The organism is Peribacillus acanthi (assembly GCF_003073175.1).
GTDB classification, from domain to species: Bacteria; Bacillota; Bacilli; order Bacillales; family DSM-1321; genus Bacillus_BN; species Bacillus_BN acanthi.
The window spans coordinates 1-15,786 of sequence record NZ_QBBX01000034.1; the positions used below are offsets into that span (position 1 = coordinate 1).

The 15,786-nt window shown below is 36.0% G+C and carries 20 protein-coding genes; 6 read left to right on the plus strand and 14 right to left on the minus strand.

Going from position 1 to position 15,786, the window contains the following annotated elements; all coding sequences use genetic code 11:
* Positions 1 to 336 precede the first annotated feature (336 nt).
* From DBX25_RS19905 to DBX25_RS19915, 3 genes are read right to left on the minus strand one after another with little or no spacing between them, the layout of a single operon-like run.
* Entirely contained in the window at positions 337 to 858 is a 522-nt protein-coding gene (locus DBX25_RS19905) for a 5' nucleotidase, NT5C type (RefSeq protein WP_108672500.1), read from the minus strand.
* A gap of 19 nt (positions 859 to 877) precedes the next feature.
* Positions 878 to 1,216, minus strand: coding sequence for a cytoplasmic protein (locus DBX25_RS19910; protein WP_108672514.1), 339 nt, complete (start codon positions 1,214 to 1,216; stop codon positions 878 to 880).
* A gap of 16 nt (positions 1,217 to 1,232) precedes the next feature.
* The gene (locus DBX25_RS19915; protein WP_108672515.1) at positions 1,233 to 2,003 is read right to left on the minus strand and encodes a DeoR/GlpR family DNA-binding transcription regulator; all 771 of its coding nucleotides are present in this window, start codon (positions 2,001 to 2,003) and stop codon (positions 1,233 to 1,235) included.
* A gap of 284 nt (positions 2,004 to 2,287) precedes the next feature.
* Between DBX25_RS19915 and DBX25_RS19920 the strand changes: the two genes are divergently transcribed.
* A complete protein-coding gene (locus DBX25_RS19920; protein ID WP_108672501.1) occupies positions 2,288 to 2,479 on the plus strand; it encodes a DUF1272 domain-containing protein in 192 nt (63 codons plus the stop codon).
* 67 nt (positions 2,480 to 2,546) lie between these two features.
* Here DBX25_RS19920 and DBX25_RS19925 read toward each other — a convergent pair whose 3' ends face one another.
* Positions 2,547 to 3,431: a YitT family protein gene (locus DBX25_RS19925; protein WP_108672502.1), complete on the minus strand. Its 885-nt coding sequence runs from the start codon at positions 3,429 to 3,431 to the stop codon at positions 2,547 to 2,549.
* A 205-nt stretch (positions 3,432 to 3,636) separates the two neighbouring features.
* Between DBX25_RS19925 and DBX25_RS19930 the strand changes: the two genes are divergently transcribed.
* Together DBX25_RS19930 and DBX25_RS20750 are read left to right on the plus strand one after the other, a co-directional pair.
* Positions 3,637 to 3,846, plus strand: a complete 210-nt coding sequence (locus DBX25_RS19930; protein ID WP_108672503.1) for a hypothetical protein — start codon at positions 3,637 to 3,639, stop codon at positions 3,844 to 3,846.
* Positions 3,847 to 3,873: 27 nt separating this feature from the next.
* On the plus strand, positions 3,874 to 4,017 hold the full coding sequence (locus DBX25_RS20750) for a hypothetical protein (RefSeq protein WP_157951027.1): 144 nt from the start codon (positions 3,874 to 3,876) through the stop codon (positions 4,015 to 4,017).
* Positions 4,018 to 4,058: 41 nt separating this feature from the next.
* On the opposite strand, the gene chbG is transcribed toward DBX25_RS20750, so the two are convergent.
* The 5 genes from chbG to DBX25_RS19955 all read right to left on the minus strand — a co-directional run bounded on the left by chbG (position 4,059) and on the right by DBX25_RS19955 (position 8,315).
* Positions 4,059 to 4,754, minus strand: a complete 696-nt coding sequence (gene chbG, locus DBX25_RS19935; protein ID WP_108672504.1) for a chitin disaccharide deacetylase — start codon at positions 4,752 to 4,754, stop codon at positions 4,059 to 4,061.
* 194 nt (positions 4,755 to 4,948) lie between these two features.
* Positions 4,949 to 6,277, minus strand: a complete 1,329-nt coding sequence (locus DBX25_RS19940) for a 6-phospho-beta-glucosidase (RefSeq protein WP_108672505.1) — start codon at positions 6,275 to 6,277, stop codon at positions 4,949 to 4,951.
* A 13-nt stretch (positions 6,278 to 6,290) separates the two neighbouring features.
* A complete protein-coding gene (locus DBX25_RS19945) occupies positions 6,291 to 6,605 on the minus strand; it encodes a PTS sugar transporter subunit IIA (RefSeq protein ID WP_108672506.1) in 315 nt (104 codons plus the stop codon).
* 82 nt (positions 6,606 to 6,687) lie between these two features.
* Positions 6,688 to 8,004: a PTS sugar transporter subunit IIC gene (locus DBX25_RS19950; protein WP_108672507.1), complete on the minus strand. Its 1,317-nt coding sequence runs from the start codon at positions 8,002 to 8,004 to the stop codon at positions 6,688 to 6,690.
* A gap of 5 nt (positions 8,005 to 8,009) precedes the next feature.
* Entirely contained in the window at positions 8,010 to 8,315 is a 306-nt protein-coding gene (locus tag DBX25_RS19955) for a PTS sugar transporter subunit IIB (protein WP_108672508.1), read from the minus strand.
* Positions 8,316 to 8,652: 337 nt separating this feature from the next.
* Here DBX25_RS19955 and DBX25_RS19960 point away from each other — a divergent pair, with 337 nt between their 5' ends.
* Together DBX25_RS19960 and DBX25_RS19965 are read left to right on the plus strand one after the other, a co-directional pair.
* Positions 8,653 to 9,378 carry a GntR family transcriptional regulator gene (locus DBX25_RS19960; protein WP_108672516.1) on the plus strand — a complete coding sequence of 242 codons (726 nt, stop codon included), beginning with the start codon at positions 8,653 to 8,655 and terminating at the stop codon, positions 9,376 to 9,378.
* Positions 9,379 to 9,686: 308 nt separating this feature from the next.
* The gene (locus tag DBX25_RS19965) at positions 9,687 to 10,112 is read left to right on the plus strand and encodes a DUF3995 domain-containing protein (protein ID WP_240620442.1); all 426 of its coding nucleotides are present in this window, start codon (positions 9,687 to 9,689) and stop codon (positions 10,110 to 10,112) included.
* Positions 10,113 to 10,367: 255 nt separating this feature from the next.
* On the opposite strand, the gene DBX25_RS19970 is transcribed toward DBX25_RS19965, so the two are convergent.
* Complete coding sequence (locus DBX25_RS19970; protein WP_108672509.1) at positions 10,368 to 10,979, minus strand: DedA family protein; 612 nt, start codon at positions 10,977 to 10,979, stop codon at positions 10,368 to 10,370.
* Between the two features lie 221 nt (positions 10,980 to 11,200).
* Here DBX25_RS19970 and DBX25_RS19975 point away from each other — a divergent pair, with 221 nt between their 5' ends.
* Positions 11,201 to 11,737, plus strand: coding sequence for a GNAT family N-acetyltransferase (locus tag DBX25_RS19975; RefSeq protein WP_108672510.1), 537 nt, complete (start codon positions 11,201 to 11,203; stop codon positions 11,735 to 11,737).
* Positions 11,738 to 11,804: 67 nt separating this feature from the next.
* Here DBX25_RS19975 and DBX25_RS21570 read toward each other — a convergent pair whose 3' ends face one another.
* From DBX25_RS21570 to DBX25_RS19990, 4 genes are read right to left on the minus strand one after another with little or no spacing between them, the layout of a single operon-like run.
* Positions 11,805 to 12,431 (minus strand): Ger(x)C family spore germination C-terminal domain-containing protein, encoded by a 627-nt coding sequence (locus DBX25_RS21570; protein ID WP_240620444.1) that lies wholly within the window; start codon positions 12,429 to 12,431, stop codon positions 11,805 to 11,807.
* 48 nt (positions 12,432 to 12,479) lie between these two features.
* Entirely contained in the window at positions 12,480 to 12,965 is a 486-nt protein-coding gene (locus tag DBX25_RS21575; protein WP_240620446.1) for a Ger(x)C family spore germination protein, read from the minus strand.
* On the minus strand, positions 12,962 to 14,410 hold the full coding sequence (locus DBX25_RS19985) for a spore germination protein (RefSeq protein ID WP_108672511.1): 1,449 nt from the start codon (positions 14,408 to 14,410) through the stop codon (positions 12,962 to 12,964). The genes DBX25_RS21575 and DBX25_RS19985 overlap by 4 nt, the downstream gene beginning before the upstream one ends.
* On the minus strand, positions 14,400 to 15,515 hold the full coding sequence (locus DBX25_RS19990; protein WP_108672512.1) for an endospore germination permease: 1,116 nt from the start codon (positions 15,513 to 15,515) through the stop codon (positions 14,400 to 14,402). Before DBX25_RS19990 ends, DBX25_RS19985 begins: the two co-directional genes overlap by 11 nt.
* Between the last annotated feature and the right edge of the window lie 271 nt (positions 15,516 to 15,786).

Consider the following 15,786-nt stretch of genomic DNA (forward strand, 5'->3'; position numbering starts at 1 on the left):
TCTCCGCTTATTTTACTTCGCTAGTTACTTAATTAAGGAAGCATAAATACAGCCGAGTTTCCTATCAAATTTATCGAAGTATTAACAACCGTTTTAGCATATAAACTAACAGCATGAGAATGTTCATTCTCACTTTGCTAATTAGTATGCTAATTACAGTGTTAATTCTCAGGTTAAAATACCATAAATGTTGTTAGTCCAATAAAAAATAGCATGCTAAATCATATATGATTTAGCATGCTATTTGTGTTGTTTTTTTACATTTTTCACTCCAAAAGAGAACCCGTTATTTTTCATTCGGAGCATCCTTTTTTTCTATAGATTTTTTACACTCTACTATAAAAAATAATTCCTAACTTCACTCCAATCATTCACTCTTACATATCCTGTTTCATTGATGTTATGTAAGGCTGTGAATAATATCCCTTGTCCTCTAAATCTCTCAAAATGTCTTGGACTATCATCAATTAGGTAATCAGCATTAATAATGCTTTTGTCACCACAAAATACAAAATTCCGATCAGAAAGGAATGAAAAATGCTCCTTTAGCCATTCATACTTTGCTTCAAAAGATGAAGGATGTTCCATCGCAGCAGTAGTAATAAAGATTTCATAAAAATTACTAAGTTCTTGGATGACTTCTTGACTACCTTCCATAACCTTTAAATCACGAAAAAAGTCAGGTTCATCTACATAACCTAAAATCTCCTTTTCTAGATGAGGACGAATCTTCCATAATCTAGTGCCATGTAAATCATCACCAGACAGTTTTTCATTATATTGTGCATTGAATAAATTTAAATGTTTGGATACAAAATCAGCTATTACTTCATCCATATCAATAGCAATTCTTTTCATAATATAGCTCCATTAAATCCTAAAGTAGGGTAGACTCTAACTTCTCATTCCGAACTTCCAAAATATACTCTTTATACACATATTCTCTACCACCATTTAGTTCATACCAATTTCGGATTCTATTAACGTGTTCTATGTCACCTCTAACTTTATCCTCGATTTCTATATATTTTTCATAACTGTCATATTCCCATATCGCGAATATCTCTGTAGTTGTTTCATTTTTAGGCGTCATCCATCTCCCTATTAATCTAGCACCCTTTTGAATTTGATTTGGATAATTGACTTCTAGGAAAAGCGTATTTAATTTGGATACAAATTCATTTTTTACTATGTAATACTTTCTTCTGTAGAACACATCTTTCACACCCCTTTTACAGTTCTTTTTTTGCAACAATACAGTCCACACCATTAGCTTTAACCATGTCGATAATTTCGGTTGTAGTTCCTTCATCTGTAATAATCACATGTAACTTTGTTAATGGATACATGCCAAAAAACATATCCATTCCAAATTTAGCATGCTCTATTAATGAGACAATTTTTCTAGAGTTGTCATAGACGTTTTTATGGAAAATTGCGACTTCTGGAGTTGAGGTACTTAGACCTTTTGATGAAATTGCACCAGCAGTTGCAAAACATAAATCCACAGTAAACTGCTTAGCGAATTCATTCGCCAGTGAATCTGTCATATTACCTGATCTTTTGACATTCCCACCAATTAAATAAGTGTCTACATTCTCTAGATCTCTTAAATAAAAAGCAACTTCAATAGAATTCGTGACTACTGTGTAAGGAAAATTTCTCGGAAGAAATTTTAGCATCATGTAATGGATGGCAGCCCCACCGATAAATACGGTTTGATTTTCTTCAATATAAGAAGCTGCCAATTTGGCTATTGCATTTTGATCATCACTTCCCTCTCCATAACGAATGGAAGGAGGGGGTGGCATCTGTCTAACACTAGTAATAGGGATAGCTCCACCATGAGTCCTCTTTAAGACACCTTGTTCTTCCATCATAGATAAATCTCGTCTAATAGAGTCAATTGACATTTCAAATCTTCTAGCCAAATCCTTTGCAAAAACCCGACCATTTTCCTCAAGCATTTTTAGTATTTCTAGTCTTCTTTCATCAGAAAACAACTTCATCATCCCAACTTTTTTGTTATGTTTTTCCATATTATTCATCTTTTTTCACGTTTAGTCAATATATTTTTCTGTTTTACTCAGTTTTAATCATTTTTATTAATGATTTCAGAAGACCTTTTTAACAAAGATACTCCTTTTTAAAAGCAAAGCTCTTTTGAAAATGTGGTTCTGAAAAAACTGGTTCTGCCCCCTCAATTCTCCTAAGAACTGTCCCTTATTTCAAAATAAATTAAATGGTATATTTACCCTGCAATCCAATTAGGAAGGAGATATTCATTATGGCATTAGAAATGAGAAAACAATGCGAACACTGCAATTCACCTATCAGCGAGAATTCCGATGCTTATATTTGTGTACATGAATGTACTTTTTGCGGACCGTGCACAGAAGAGATGAATCGTGTATGCCCAAATTGTGGGGGCGAGCTCGTTAGAAGACCTAAAAAAGCTCAAAATACTTGCACCCTTTGACTTCTGGAACAGAAAGTATAGAAGTATTAAAAAAAACCAACATCCTCGTAATGTTGGTTTTACTCAATTAATGGATATTTTTCTTTTTAAATCTACCACCACGAACTTCTGAAATATCTGCAATGGCTAAAAATGCTGATGGGTCAATTTCTTCTACGATAGTCGTTAGTTTTGACTCTTCAAGCCTTGTGATAATGCAAAAAATAACCTTCTTATTGTCGCCAGTATAAGCACCCTCTCCGTGCAAATAAGTAACACCACGACCTAAGCGATTGTTAATTGCATCACCAATTTCCTTTGCCTCATCACTGATAATCCAGACAGACTTTGATTCTTCCATTCCCGTAATGACAATGTCAATGGCTTTAGCTGCCACAACATAAGCTAAAATTGAATACATTGCTCTATCCCATGAGTACACAAAACCAGCTGATCCTAGGATGAACAAGTTAATGAACATGACGATTTCACCAACAGAGAATGGTACTCTTTTACTTATTACAATTGAAAGGATTTCAGTCCCATCCAAAGCTCCACCGTTACGGATGACTAGCCCGACGCCTACACCTAAGAAAATTCCACCGAACAAGGTCGCTAGAAGAACATCTTCTGTAAACGGGTCGATTGGGTGAAAATATGTAGCAAAAATGGATAGCATAATGATTCCATATACAGTCGAAATAGCAAATGTTTTTCCAAATTGTTTATAACCTAAGTATACAAATGGTAAATTCAATAGGAATAGAAAGATTCCCAGTTTCGCTCCCGTAATATGGGAAAGCATAATGGAAACACCCGTTACCCCACCGTCAATGACTTGGTTTGGAATCAAGAAGATTTCTAAACCAGTTGCCATGAACAACGCACCGATGGTAATTAAAATGGTTCGTTGGATCACTTTTGCGGTAGACAACTTTTTGTGTTGCTTTTGTTGCGCTAATACTTCTACCAATAAAACCACACCTTTTACTATACTTTTCTTTCTATTATATACTAATATCGCGGTAGAGTAGTAAAGAGAAGTGGTAGAATCTATAAAAACTTACCAATTTCCCCTGTATAACGATAGTTTCTATTCTGATAATCAAATGTTAAAATATAAAATAATATTAAGGTACTTATACCTCTATAGTAGATTGTTTTTAGGAAGTGGAAAAATGAAACGATTACCTGTAATAATTCTGGTCATGATAGTAGTAGCTGTTTTAGCAACTTGGTTACTTAACAGAGATTTTTCAGAAATCCCTGTTGAAACAAGAGCAATGATAATAGCAGGAGGTACACTTGTATCTGGCTTCTTTGCCTTCATTATGACGAGACTTGATGAGCAAGATGCTAAAATCCAGCAAGAGAAAAAAAGGAAATAATAAACTGATATAAAGGAAGTAGTCTCTATGTTTAATGATGTCTTTAACTTAATTCTCGGTTATGGGATTTTATCTGTCCTTTCATTACTTGTGATGTATTTCTTAAAAAAGAAATCGGATAAAGAGTTGAAAAGCTTAGAGGAATCTCAGCAGATTCCAGAAAAAAAATAATAAATCAAAAAGCGGATGACAATAGTCGTCCGCTTTTTGATTTATTCAAATTTCGAAGGTAGACTAATATTGGTCAAAATGTCTAACTCTCTTACACGTGGCAAATTATAGGAAGAACTGCACAACAGCTTTTGGTCTATATAAGCTGGATGGCACATGACTTCAACCGTTTTTGGACCATCTACTTTTTGAGACAATTGGTCAAAATAATCGTACGTGGCACCTTCACCATAAAAATCAAAAAAGCTTACATCAGAAAATGCCTTTACTCCCTCAATAGGTTCCATCCCGTTTGTTCGAACTCTAAGATTATATTTCTGAGCTAGCCTTTGAACAACTGGTAAAAGCTCTTTCCTTGTATGAACGTGGTGATGACTATCAAAATGTGATGGTTGAAGACCTGTTGCAATAAAGCGATCGATTTGCGCGGTCCACTCTTTTTCCACTTCAACTAAAGAAATAGTATCATCCAAGACTGATTGGGACTTAAAGTTCCCGTCCTCATCAATTAGAGTAGGTACTTTTTCAGCAAGTGGTTTACCACAAGTTAGCACTAAATGAATGCCGACATTTAACCGAGGGTGCTTTTGGGCAAGCTCAATTGCATGATCAACTGCATCCATATTCATCATCATCGTAGTAGAATTGACAATTCCATTTACATGACTATCAATAATTCCGTAATTCACTCCACGTGAGAATCCAAAATCATCAGCGTTTACAATTAATTTAATCATTGTTTCCTCCACTACCAGCAGCTATCAATTATATGTAGTCTGGCCCCGTTTTTTAGGGACCAGATATATAGAAAATGCCATTTGGTAATAAAATTAATTGATTCGGTAATATATTTGGCCATTTCGGTAATAAACCAACCTATTCGGTAAAAAACGTGACCGATTCGGTAATAAAATCTTAACTTCGTCTACTTTTACGAATAATGAGCAAACTGTGGCAAGTAATCCTTATGCGCTTCTAGCATTTCATCTAAAATTTGCTTCGCTATTTTATCTGAACCCACTAATGGGTTAATCGTCATCGCTAATAGGGCAGTATTGTAATCTCCAGTAACCGCTGCATCAATCGTCACCCGTTCAAACGATTTAATCGATTGAATCAGTCCTCTAATCGCCACCGGTAATTCACCTACCACGATTGGTTTTGGACCGTCCTTCGTAATAATACAGCTAACCTCAACAGCTGAATCATCCGGAATCCCTGCAATTGCCCCGTTGTTCACTGTATTAACTGGTTGAATGTCTCTTTTATCTGTAAAAATAGAATGAATTAATCGACAAGCTGCATCACTATAGTATGCTCCGCCACGCTTTTCAAGCTGTGGGGGCTTAATATCCAAGTTCGGGTCTTTATATAGTTCAAATAATTCTTCTTCGAGCTTCTTTACGACTTCGGCACGAGTTCCACCATTTTCTGCTGCTTTAAGCTCATCTTCTACCATTTCACTCGTTTTATAATAGTAGTTATGATATGGGCATGGGAATAGATTTAAGGCCTTTAAGAATCCAGGCTCCCAGCCCATGGCATGTATGTTCTTCATGGTAACAGTATTGGCAGGGTCAGTCAGCAGATCGATTAATTGGTCCTTCACACTGACGCCATCAACAAAAACATCCATTCCATACACCATGTGGTTCAGACCCGCAAAATCAATTCGTACTCGGCTATGATCGACCCCTAACAATTGGGCTGCACCCATTTCCATCCCGATTGGCACATTGCAAAGCCCTACCACTTTTTTAATATTCGTATGACGCAAAACAGCTTCAGTAACCATTCCTGCTGGATTCGTGAAGTTAATCAACCAAGAATCAGGACATAGCTCTTCCATTTCACGACAAATCTCAAGAATGACTGGAATCGTCCTTAGAGCTTTAAATAGCCCACCTGGTCCATTCGTCTCTTGGCCGAGGATGCCATATTTTAATGGAATTCTCTCATCTTTCGCCCTCGCATCCAGTAAGCCAACCCGGAATTGTGTCGTTACAAAATCCGCATCCTTTAACGCCTCTCTACGATTCAAGGTAAGATGGACCTCTATTGGAACTCCTGCTTTTTCAACCATCCGTTTTGCTAAATTCCCTACAATTTCAAGTTTTTCTTTTCCTTCTTCCACGTCAACAAGCCATATTTCACTAATAGGTAATTCAGCATGACGTTTGATAAATCCTTCTATCAATTCCGGAGTATAACTGGAACCGCCACCAATCGTAGCGATTTTGATGCCTTTTTTATTCACCATTTTGATTCCCCATTTACGATAGCTTTTTATATAAATCGATAAATTCTTTCGTCATGTCCTTTACCGTCAAGGCGTTCATTAGGTGATCCTGTGCATGAATAAGTAGAATAGGCAGGTCATAATGCTCTCCTGCAGCTTCTCCTTGGATCAATTGTGTTTGAAAGCGGTGTGCTTGGACAAACTCTTCCTCAGCTAATGACAATTTTTCTTTTGCTCCTTCAAAATTAGAAGCCTTTGCTTCGATTATGCTTTCCATCGCCAAACTCCTAGCATTACCACTATGCAGAATGAGTTGAAAGGAAATTCCATATAATTTTTCTTTATCCATGTGATAACCACCTAATTATGAAGGTGACCCAGATAATGAGGTGTCCCCTCGCCTCCGAATCACCATCTTCTTTTTTATTAAACTATGCTGCTTGATTTTGATCCTTATTTTTCTTATCTTCCATTTTCCCTTGAACATATACAAATGGTAGATAAATAACGATTGAGATTGCTAGGTTTACAAGAGCAAGAACCGCACCTGAGATATGACCTCCTGTTGCTAAATATCCGCCTATACCTGCTGGTGTTACCCAAGGAATGCTAGCTACTACAACAGGATAAACCCAACCTAAGCTAATAGCAGAATAAGCTACTATCGTCATGATAATTGGAGCACTTATAAATGGAATCAACCAAATTGGATTTAATACAATAGGTAATCCGAACAGTAATGGTTCATTAATTTGGAAGACCCCAGGAGGTGTTCCAAGTGCAAGGAGCTGTTTGTGGCGCTTTCGTCCAGCCAAGAACATGGCAACAATCAAACCTAATGTCGCACCCGATCCACCTAAATAAACGAATGCATCCAAGAATGGCCCTGCCAATACTGCGTATTGATCTAGATCCGCTACTTTTTGTGCATACAGGTCTGTGTTCTTTGTTCCTAAGGAAGTGAATAAAGGTGTAGTAACTCCACCTAAAATATTGGGACCGTGTAAACCAACAGCCCAGAAAACGTGAACTAATAACACGATTAAAATAGCAAATGGTAAAGAATCAGCAGCATTCGTTAATGGTGCGACTAGTGTTGCATTTAACCAATCGTTTAAGAATTGACCGTCTGTAATCTTACGGAATAATAATCCAAAAACCCCGAAAGTGAAGATTGTTAACATCCCTGGAATTAGCTTAGCAAATGCACCGGAAACCGCTGGTGGTACACCATCTGGTAGTTTAATGACGAATTTTTTTACTCTTGTTAAACGAATAAACAATTCTGTCGCTGCTAAAGCCACGATAATTCCTGTAAATAGAGATGTAGCATTGAAGTAACCCCAACTTATAAAGCCCCAAGCACCTTCTGTATCTGGAACTTTCCCAATTTGCGGAATTAATAGGAAGAATGATGCCGCCGCAACTAACATTGCTTCAAAGCCATCATCCCCATACGATTTTGCTAGTTTATGAGAGATGCCAAATACGGCAAAAACGGTCATGAAGGCAAAGGTCCCCCACCAAATGTCTCCACCCAGTGTAGTCCATGTTGGTCCAAAAATGCTTTCCATCAATTTTCCGTACGGCTTGATGATTTGGCCTAGGTTATTGAATAGGACCGCGAATGACCCAATCATAGTGATGGCGATCATTCCGATTAATGCATCGCGAATGGCGAGTAAGTGACGGTTATTTCCGAATTTAACCGCATATGGCATGATATATCTTTCCATAAAATTCATCATAAACCCTATTCCCCCTTAATTAGAGCTATGGCTTGCTTTAAAACTTCCTCGCCATTACATAGTCCGTAATGCATTGGATTGATTGATTCGACTGGAATTTTTCCATTTACTTCTTGTTTCATTTGATTCAGCATAAACCTTACCTGAGGACCCAGGAGCAAAACATCTGCTTCATCCAAATGATTTTTTACATCCCCACTTCCAACTGCCCAAATGCGGCAATCAATCCCTTGTGCCTTCGCGCTGTTTTCCATCTTCGTAACTAACAAGCTTGTAGACATACCTGCAGAACAACATAATAGAATGTTCATAAGAAAACCCCCAATAAAAAAGTAAGCGTTTACAATGAGACTTAAAAAATTCTTGTCACCATTTGAATTCGAGACTGTTAATAATTTGAGATAAGTGCAAATGACTCGAATGCTCTATTATTCTTGGTGATCAGATAACCCCTCCTCCATCCAATTCCCATAATATAAATTTGTAATAACAACTTCACAACTTGTATTACATGTTGTATCGTAATTGTAATAACAAATATAGATTTTTACAATACAAATTTATTTATTTGTTACGACAAATTTTTTATCCTAATTTCCTTAAATCTGGTAAAATAAATATAGAGTGAGTTTAGGAGGATTTATGGTAATGGAAAACTTACAAGAAGAACATGCGCTGCATTTAAAAGTAAGAGAAAACATTTTAGATCTCATCCAAAGTGGTGAATATAAACCAGACACTAAATTGCCGACAGAAGCAGAATTTTGTGAAAAATATGGAGTTAGTCGGACGACTGTACGTACTGCCCTTCAACAATTGACGCAAGAAGGGTACGTTTATAAACATCAGGGCCGTGGTACCTTTGTTTCAGGAAATAAAGTGAAGCAAAAGCTGACATCAACTGTTGAAAACTTTGCCGAACAGATCACTATGCAAGGAAAAAATCCTTCTATAAAAGCGATTAATTTAGAAGTGATTCAAGCTGATTCGTTTCTTGTCGATGTGTTTGACGTAGCAGTTGGAGACCCAATCAATAAACTGGAACGAATCCGATATGTGAATGGAGAGCCCCTACAATATGAGCAAGCTTACCTTCCATGGAAGCTGACACCTGGCTTGAGTAAGGATGCTTGTGAAAAATCCTTGTATAGCCTTCTTGACAAACAGTTCGACTTAAAAATCAAGAAAACGGTTGAGTACTTGGAAATCGTTCTAGCCGATGCTGTTATTGCAGAAACCTTGAACATTTCTATGGGTGATCCTTGCTTCTCTCTCGAAACGTATGCTTATTTAGTAGATGAAACCGTAGTCGAATATTCCAAGACGATCTTTCGTGGAGATCATGCGAATTTTGTGATTGAACGGAATTATTGATAAAAAGTAAAATAAGAAAAAGGCACTGTTGAAACATAACGGGTTCGGTATTGAAGTAGAAAAAGTACACTAACGAATCAATTTGAAGTCCAATTCTCATATGAATTAGGCTTCAGTTATTTGGTGATATATAAGGGTTTCAAAGATTTTAACGAGTCAATTAGCAATTAGATTCGCATTCCAATTCGCAAGAGTCTGCTGCTCAGCAGACACCTTGCGAAAAGTGTCCTAAAATGCGTGAAAAATAAATATACTAATGATATACCAATTTATATGGGAGGACGATAACATACAGAAGGGGTGGTAAATTGATAAATATTTTAATAGGAATAACGTCTCTACTATTTATAATTATTGGTATCTTACACGTTTTTTGGGCATTTGGCGGAAGTTGGGGAGTGAATGCGGCTCTTCCAACTGAAAATGACAGTAAATTACCTGTTTTACAACCAAGAATGGTAGGTACACTTTTTATCGGATTACTTTGCTTTTTTGCATCTGGACTTCTATTAGTTCAAATAGATTTGTTCTCAGTCATCAAACCCTCCCCTCTTTCAAAATGGCTTTGTATAGCTGGAGGAATTGTTTTCTTGTTACGTGCTATTGGTGAAGGAAAATATGTAGGTTTTTTCAAGAAAATCAAACATACTAGATTTGCAAAACAAGATACCGCCTTCTATACACCTCTTTGTGTATGGATTAGTTTCACTTTTTTGCTAGCATCATTTATATGAGATTTCGACAATCTACATATGGGTGAGCGAACTGCTCAAGTGGTAAAATAGATTTTCAACCTATTACAAACAAATGGCGAAATACAACAATAAAAGCAATGGAAAATGAATTCCATTGCTTTTTCTCTTGCTATTTTTATGTTAAAAACTATACTAATTATGATGCTAAGCGGGTTGTGAATTAAAGTTTTCTTCTTCAAAACAGAACCCGTTAGTTGAAACAATGCCTTTTTCTTATTCAAAACTAATGAAAACTTATTTACGGTTTCTTCTAATCTTTATATACCAAAGTATCGATAATACAAAGAGAATCACTAAAATCACATAGACCACATTGGAGAATACATCCATCTTCTCCACAATGTCATGCCAATTGGAGCCTACTGCCGCTCCTACATTCACAAGGATTGTATTCCAAATCAATGTACCGATTGTCGTGAACAAAAGAAATAACCAAAAATTCATATTAGACATTCCCGCAGGAATCGAAATTAAACTACGAATAAGTGGGATTAATCGACAAATTAACACTGTCCATATACCATATTTATCGAACCAAGCATCCGCACGGTGGATGTCTTTTTTATTAAGTCGTAATATATGTCCGTATCGATCTATGATTTTTTCTAATCTCTCAACATCCATAAACAATCCAATTCTATATAAAATAACTGCTCCAAAAACAGAACCGGCAGTAGAAGCTCCAATAACTCCCACTACGCTTAACTCTGTCGTATTTGTCATGAATCCACCAAAGGTTAATATAACTTCCGATGGAATCGGAGGGAATATATTTTCCAAAGCGATTAATAAAAACACACCCCAATAACCATATTGTTCCATAAAATTCGTAATCCAAGTTTCCATATCTAAGCCCCTTCCATCACTTTGAATTTTAACATTACTAAAATGGGAATGAAAGTATTGTGTGGTGATGACATCCCTAAATTCCAATTTCTTCTATTTTTCGTGCGGAATATTCAATTTCCGCGGAAATATATCATTTTTCAGCAAGAAGTTTTACAAAAGATAAGAGTTGTCCATATGGGCTTTTTACGAATAAAATGATAGTTAAAAGGAGGGTAAATATGAATTTAATATTTGAAGTAATCCCTGTTGAAAACGCAGAGGTATGTAGAGATGCATGCAATGAACTTATGCACTTTCAAAAATCTAGGGCAAATATAAAACCAGAACTGTTTGACTCGATGAGCTTTGAAACCAGAATGCTTCCTTCCATTGAAAAAGCTATACATAATTATATTGTTGTAGTGAAAGATGGTGAGAAAATTGTAGGCTATGTGTATTCAAATATCTCTCCTAAAGACGTGTATTCCAATGAATTTGCTACTTTTTTTGACCTTTCGTCAGTTAGTAAAAAGAATGTTGGCTGCTTATCACAATTTTACATTAAAGAAGAGTACAGACAATATGGAGTCGGATCTAAGCTGTTCAATATGTCCATGGCGTGGTTGCAGAAATTCGAAGATGTAGAAGACTATTTTATTTATGTTTCAAATGGTAATGATATTGCCTTAGAATTCTATAAAGGTAAAGGGTTCTTCGTCAGTCATGACATTTTAGATGGATTTATTACGGTATTACGAAACAAAAAGATCAACTAAAAGTTAAGGTGTACCTAATAGAAAAAGGTACACCTAAAGCAATTGTTTATATTCATTTCATTTAAGTTCAATAGCCTTCGTCACCCTTTTTATTATAGTTGTATCCATTGAAATGAAAAATTTCCGCCTTCACTTTTACATCCTTAAGGGAATCTTCGTTCAAATAAAAGTCGTTAGAATTTAAAAGCTGATGATATTTTTTTGGATGTTTCCTATACCAATCTACCCCTGCATCTAAGAAATCCGCCTCTTGTTTCACACCTCTTTGGTAAAGAGACTTTAGTTCGGACTTAATTTCTTTCTCAATCAATTTATTGAGCTTTTTTATATCAATATCTTTAATTTTTTCTAACAGGTCTGCAGTAACGCCAATTTCAATAGAAAACCGTGGCTTTGAGGTTCCTTTTTCATATTTAACCTTCATTTTAGGTGAAGCAATTTTGACAGTTGCAACAAGTTCACCTTTATCTTCAACCTTTCTATTAAGTGAAAGGTTCTTTTCGGTCAGCCAATCTATAATCACACTATCCTCAAAAGGGAGCTGCCCTTTGTACTGCTTCTTCTGAAAAATTGAATACCCCGAAAAATATAGAGTCGGGTAGTTTTTGTCTGCTTTCCAGCTATCTGGATCGATCTTTACAATGGGTAATTTTGCAGTTCCCATTGGTTCATAGTATTCCCTTAAAAAATTCATTAAGTTTATAGGCTCTAATTCATCTTGTGTCGCCTCGTCAGAATTTTTTTAAAAAATCACTGTAAAAATTGACGGGTAATTATACAAAGCTGTAACATTTAGAATTTCCCTAATATCTTCATTGGTCGTCACAATTCGTATTGTTTCCCTTATGGACCGGTTTCTTCCTACTTCCTGAATAACTTCGGCAAATTTATGCTCAACTAGTCTATTGCTTAATAACAAGGTATTAACATGACCAAAAAATAATGGTGGCTCTGACTTTTTATAAAGTTTACTTACTGCTATGTTCAGTGTTTCACCAGTTGCCTCTGCAATAAAATTCGGAATGTGTTCTACACTCTTAGCACCTTCCTGCTTTGCAACATTAGCAAAATTTATACCTTGTAGATAAACCTTATATAAATTTTTTTCCTTATCGAAATCCATCCCGATAGCCACAATATAGTTTAAGTCCTGTATGTTCTTTATTCCTGCACAGCCTGGTAGCAGAAGGCTTCCAATTATAAGGAAAACAAACATGTAGTCCCTCAAGATCGATTCCTCCTTCTAGTTTGGTCTTCGGGACTGGTCGAATCAGTTCGTTTTTTATAGAATTGTCTTGGTCCCATGAGAAAGGCCTTTATGGACTCCCTTATAGAAATAGGAGCTACAGCAGCAAGGTAAGGAGTTCCAAAGGAAGACAAGCCCGCAAAATAAAAAAACGAAAGGATGAATCCAAGGATGACGCCAAACAAACCAAAAAATGTGCTTAACAACAAAATAGCAAATCTAAGAATAGTGATGGAATGACTTAAAGTTTGATTAACTAAGGTAAAGGATGAAATGTAGGTGATCGCTGCAACCACCAACATCGTGGGGGAAGTCAACCCTGCTCGGATGGCCGCATCCCCAACAATCAAGCCACCTAAAACTGCAACTGTTTGTCCAATTGCTCTAGGTAACCTTATCCCTGCTTCATTAAACAACTCGAACAAAAATAGTACAATAAACATTTCTATCGGCGCGGATAAGGGTAACCCAAATCGAGAGATAGATATTGTCGCAACAAGCGAATAGGGTATTTGTTCAATGTTGTATGCTGAAAATGCGACCCACACCCCTGGTAAAAAAGCAGATGTAATCAATCCTAGCATCCTTATTATTCTTTCTAATGAAACATATGAATAATTAAAATACGTATCTTCTGGAGACTTGATAAGTAACAAGGCGTTTATTGGGCCAAAACTGACTGTTGGATTTCCATCTACTAAAATGGCAAACCTCCCTTGATTTAACGCTTGTACTATGAAATCTGGCCTACCTGTATAATCTAAACTCGGGAAAAGGGAATAAGGTCTATCCCGAACGTAAGATTCCAACTCATAAATACTGGTAAGGATATCCAAATCGACTTTCTTCAGCCTTTGATGAATTTCCTCCAGCACCCTCTTATCTATCACATCCTCTAAGTATATAAGAGCCACTTTAGTCTTACTTCTTTCACCGATTGTATATTTTTCTAATGATAAAGATGGAGAATTCAGTCGACGACGAATAAGAGATATGTTAGTCCTTAAATCTTCGACGAAACCGTCCTTTGGCCCTCTTATCGATGTTTCAAGGGCAGACTCCTCCGGTTGTCTTATTGGTATGCCCCCAGCCTGTATACAAAGAATTGCATCTTGTAGAATGAATAATATATTCCCATCAAAAAGCATGCTTGATAAATCATCAATAGTTTTGGAGGTAACGTCTTCTGCATGGAAGAAGGAAATCAAGTTTTTCTTTACTGTTTCAAATTTATGAATCCCAAGCTTAGGAAGAATATTTTGGTCTAGATACTTTATGTCAATTAAACTTTCAAAGAATACTAATTCATATCTTTCAATTTCAGATTGATGTTTCTTTATGATGAGGTCTTCACTTTTATGAAACGAGGCTCTAAGTTCTGATACCTTTTTGTTTAGACATTCTTGTTGGTCTAGTTTAGCCTCCATAGCTGCCTCCATTTTTTTTATCTTTCATTATGAGAATCTTGATAATAAAAGCAGAAAGCAGAATTTGCACAAGAAAAAAGACAGTACTGATAGGCAGTAAATATTGATACATCGCCTTATAGAAATAATAGGTTTCGAACTTGATGGTCAGCAAACCGAATAATAATAGGTACAAAAACACCATTAATTTCCAATTCAACCTATACTGACTCCTTTTTTGAGTAAATAATGCACCAATTAGATACATAAATAAACCTATTCTAATCACTGCTCCACTTAACCATTGAAACAAAGCGAAAAAATCAAGATTATTGATGAATGCTCCTATACTCAATACTCGCCATTGCTCATAAGCCGGGTAGCGAATATTAACAGATTCTATCGGTCCAAATTCCATAATGGATGCGGTAAGTGGCCCCATAATTAACCCAGTGAATATTGTTAGCAAAATAAGCAGCTGCTTGAATTTTATCGTTCCTTCTGAAAAAGGCTGTAATAAGACAACCAAATATATCTCAAGAAGCCCCGAAAAAACATAGATACACCCTTTTAATAGAGGAGTATAACCTTCTGACAATACAGGAAGTAAAAGGCTAGGATCCTTTAATGTTGTATTAATCAATGAAATCAAAATTCCTAGGATCATAACTAGTGGAAGTAAAAACCCACTCGAAATGGCCATAGTCTTTACTCCCATTAACGTAATTAGCAAGCACACCACTATCAAAATACAGTTGATTTGAAATACAGTACTATCAGCTAGAAAATATGCATTCAACCAGATCATCAAGTCTCTTAAGGTTACGTAGGAGCTAATAAATAAGTACAAGATGATAGGTATAGACATAATAGTGGAAAATGCCCTTCCTAAACGATTTCTTATTAAAGAAAAGAACCCTTCATTAGGACTGTTCTTTACGATATAGTAAATCAACCAGGTAAAAGCAATGGAAATTGGATAGGCGACAATCACACTCAGCCAACTATCCCTACCAGCTGCGGTAAGAAGGTTGGGAATTAAAATGACATGGTTTAATATACCTGTCGATAGGACCAATAACATGAAGAGTTGTCTTGGAATTAAGACCTTAATTAAACTTTGCATGACATCACCATTTCAAGATTTTGATGTTATTATTTCCGAAAATGGTAAATGTATGTTCACTTGGATAAAGAATATATATTTGCAAAGAAAACAAAAAAAAGACCTTTCAAACAAAAATGTAATGGGTTCTCTTTTGAGGTGCAAAATCATAAATAACAGTACAAATAACGTAGTAAAAAGCATGGTGATTTGAACTGCCCCCTGTAAAGTAGACATTGAAAATAATAAAAATGATTTAAGCGGCTTTAGCTCTATATTCCATAGGGCTAAG

Excerpts from the sequence above, each read along its gene's own strand:
- DBX25_RS19905 (WP_108672500.1), bottom strand. The coding sequence starts at position 858 with ATGAAAAGAATTGCTATTGATATGGATGAAGTAATAGCTGATTTTGTA.
- DBX25_RS19920 (WP_108672501.1), top strand. The coding sequence starts at position 2,288 with ATGGCATTAGAAATGAGAAAACAATGCGAACACTGCAATTCACCTATC.
- DBX25_RS19930 (WP_108672503.1), top strand. The coding sequence starts at position 3,637 with ATGAAACGATTACCTGTAATAATTCTGGTCATGATAGTAGTAGCTGTT.
- DBX25_RS20750 (WP_157951027.1), top strand. The coding sequence starts at position 3,874 with ATGTTTAATGATGTCTTTAACTTAATTCTCGGTTATGGGATTTTATCT.
- chbG (WP_108672504.1), bottom strand. The coding sequence starts at position 4,754 with ATGATTAAATTAATTGTAAACGCTGATGATTTTGGATTCTCACGTGGA.
- DBX25_RS19940 (WP_108672505.1), bottom strand. The coding sequence starts at position 6,277 with ATGGTGAATAAAAAAGGCATCAAAATCGCTACGATTGGTGGCGGTTCC.
- DBX25_RS19945 (WP_108672506.1), bottom strand. The coding sequence starts at position 6,605 with ATGGATAAAGAAAAATTATATGGAATTTCCTTTCAACTCATTCTGCAT.
- DBX25_RS19950 (WP_108672507.1), bottom strand. The coding sequence starts at position 8,004 with ATGATGAATTTTATGGAAAGATATATCATGCCATATGCGGTTAAATTC.
- DBX25_RS19955 (WP_108672508.1), bottom strand. The coding sequence starts at position 8,315 with ATGAACATTCTATTATGTTGTTCTGCAGGTATGTCTACAAGCTTGTTA.
- DBX25_RS19960 (WP_108672516.1), top strand. The coding sequence starts at position 8,653 with ATGGAAAACTTACAAGAAGAACATGCGCTGCATTTAAAAGTAAGAGAA.
- DBX25_RS19970 (WP_108672509.1), bottom strand. The coding sequence starts at position 10,979 with ATGGAAACTTGGATTACGAATTTTATGGAACAATATGGTTATTGGGGT.
- DBX25_RS19975 (WP_108672510.1), top strand. The coding sequence starts at position 11,201 with ATGAATTTAATATTTGAAGTAATCCCTGTTGAAAACGCAGAGGTATGT.
- DBX25_RS21570 (WP_240620444.1), bottom strand. The coding sequence starts at position 12,431 with ATGAATTTTTTAAGGGAATACTATGAACCAATGGGAACTGCAAAATTA.
- DBX25_RS19985 (WP_108672511.1), bottom strand. The coding sequence starts at position 14,410 with ATGGAGGCTAAACTAGACCAACAAGAATGTCTAAACAAAAAGGTATCA.
- DBX25_RS19990 (WP_108672512.1), bottom strand. The coding sequence starts at position 15,515 with ATGCAAAGTTTAATTAAGGTCTTAATTCCAAGACAACTCTTCATGTTA.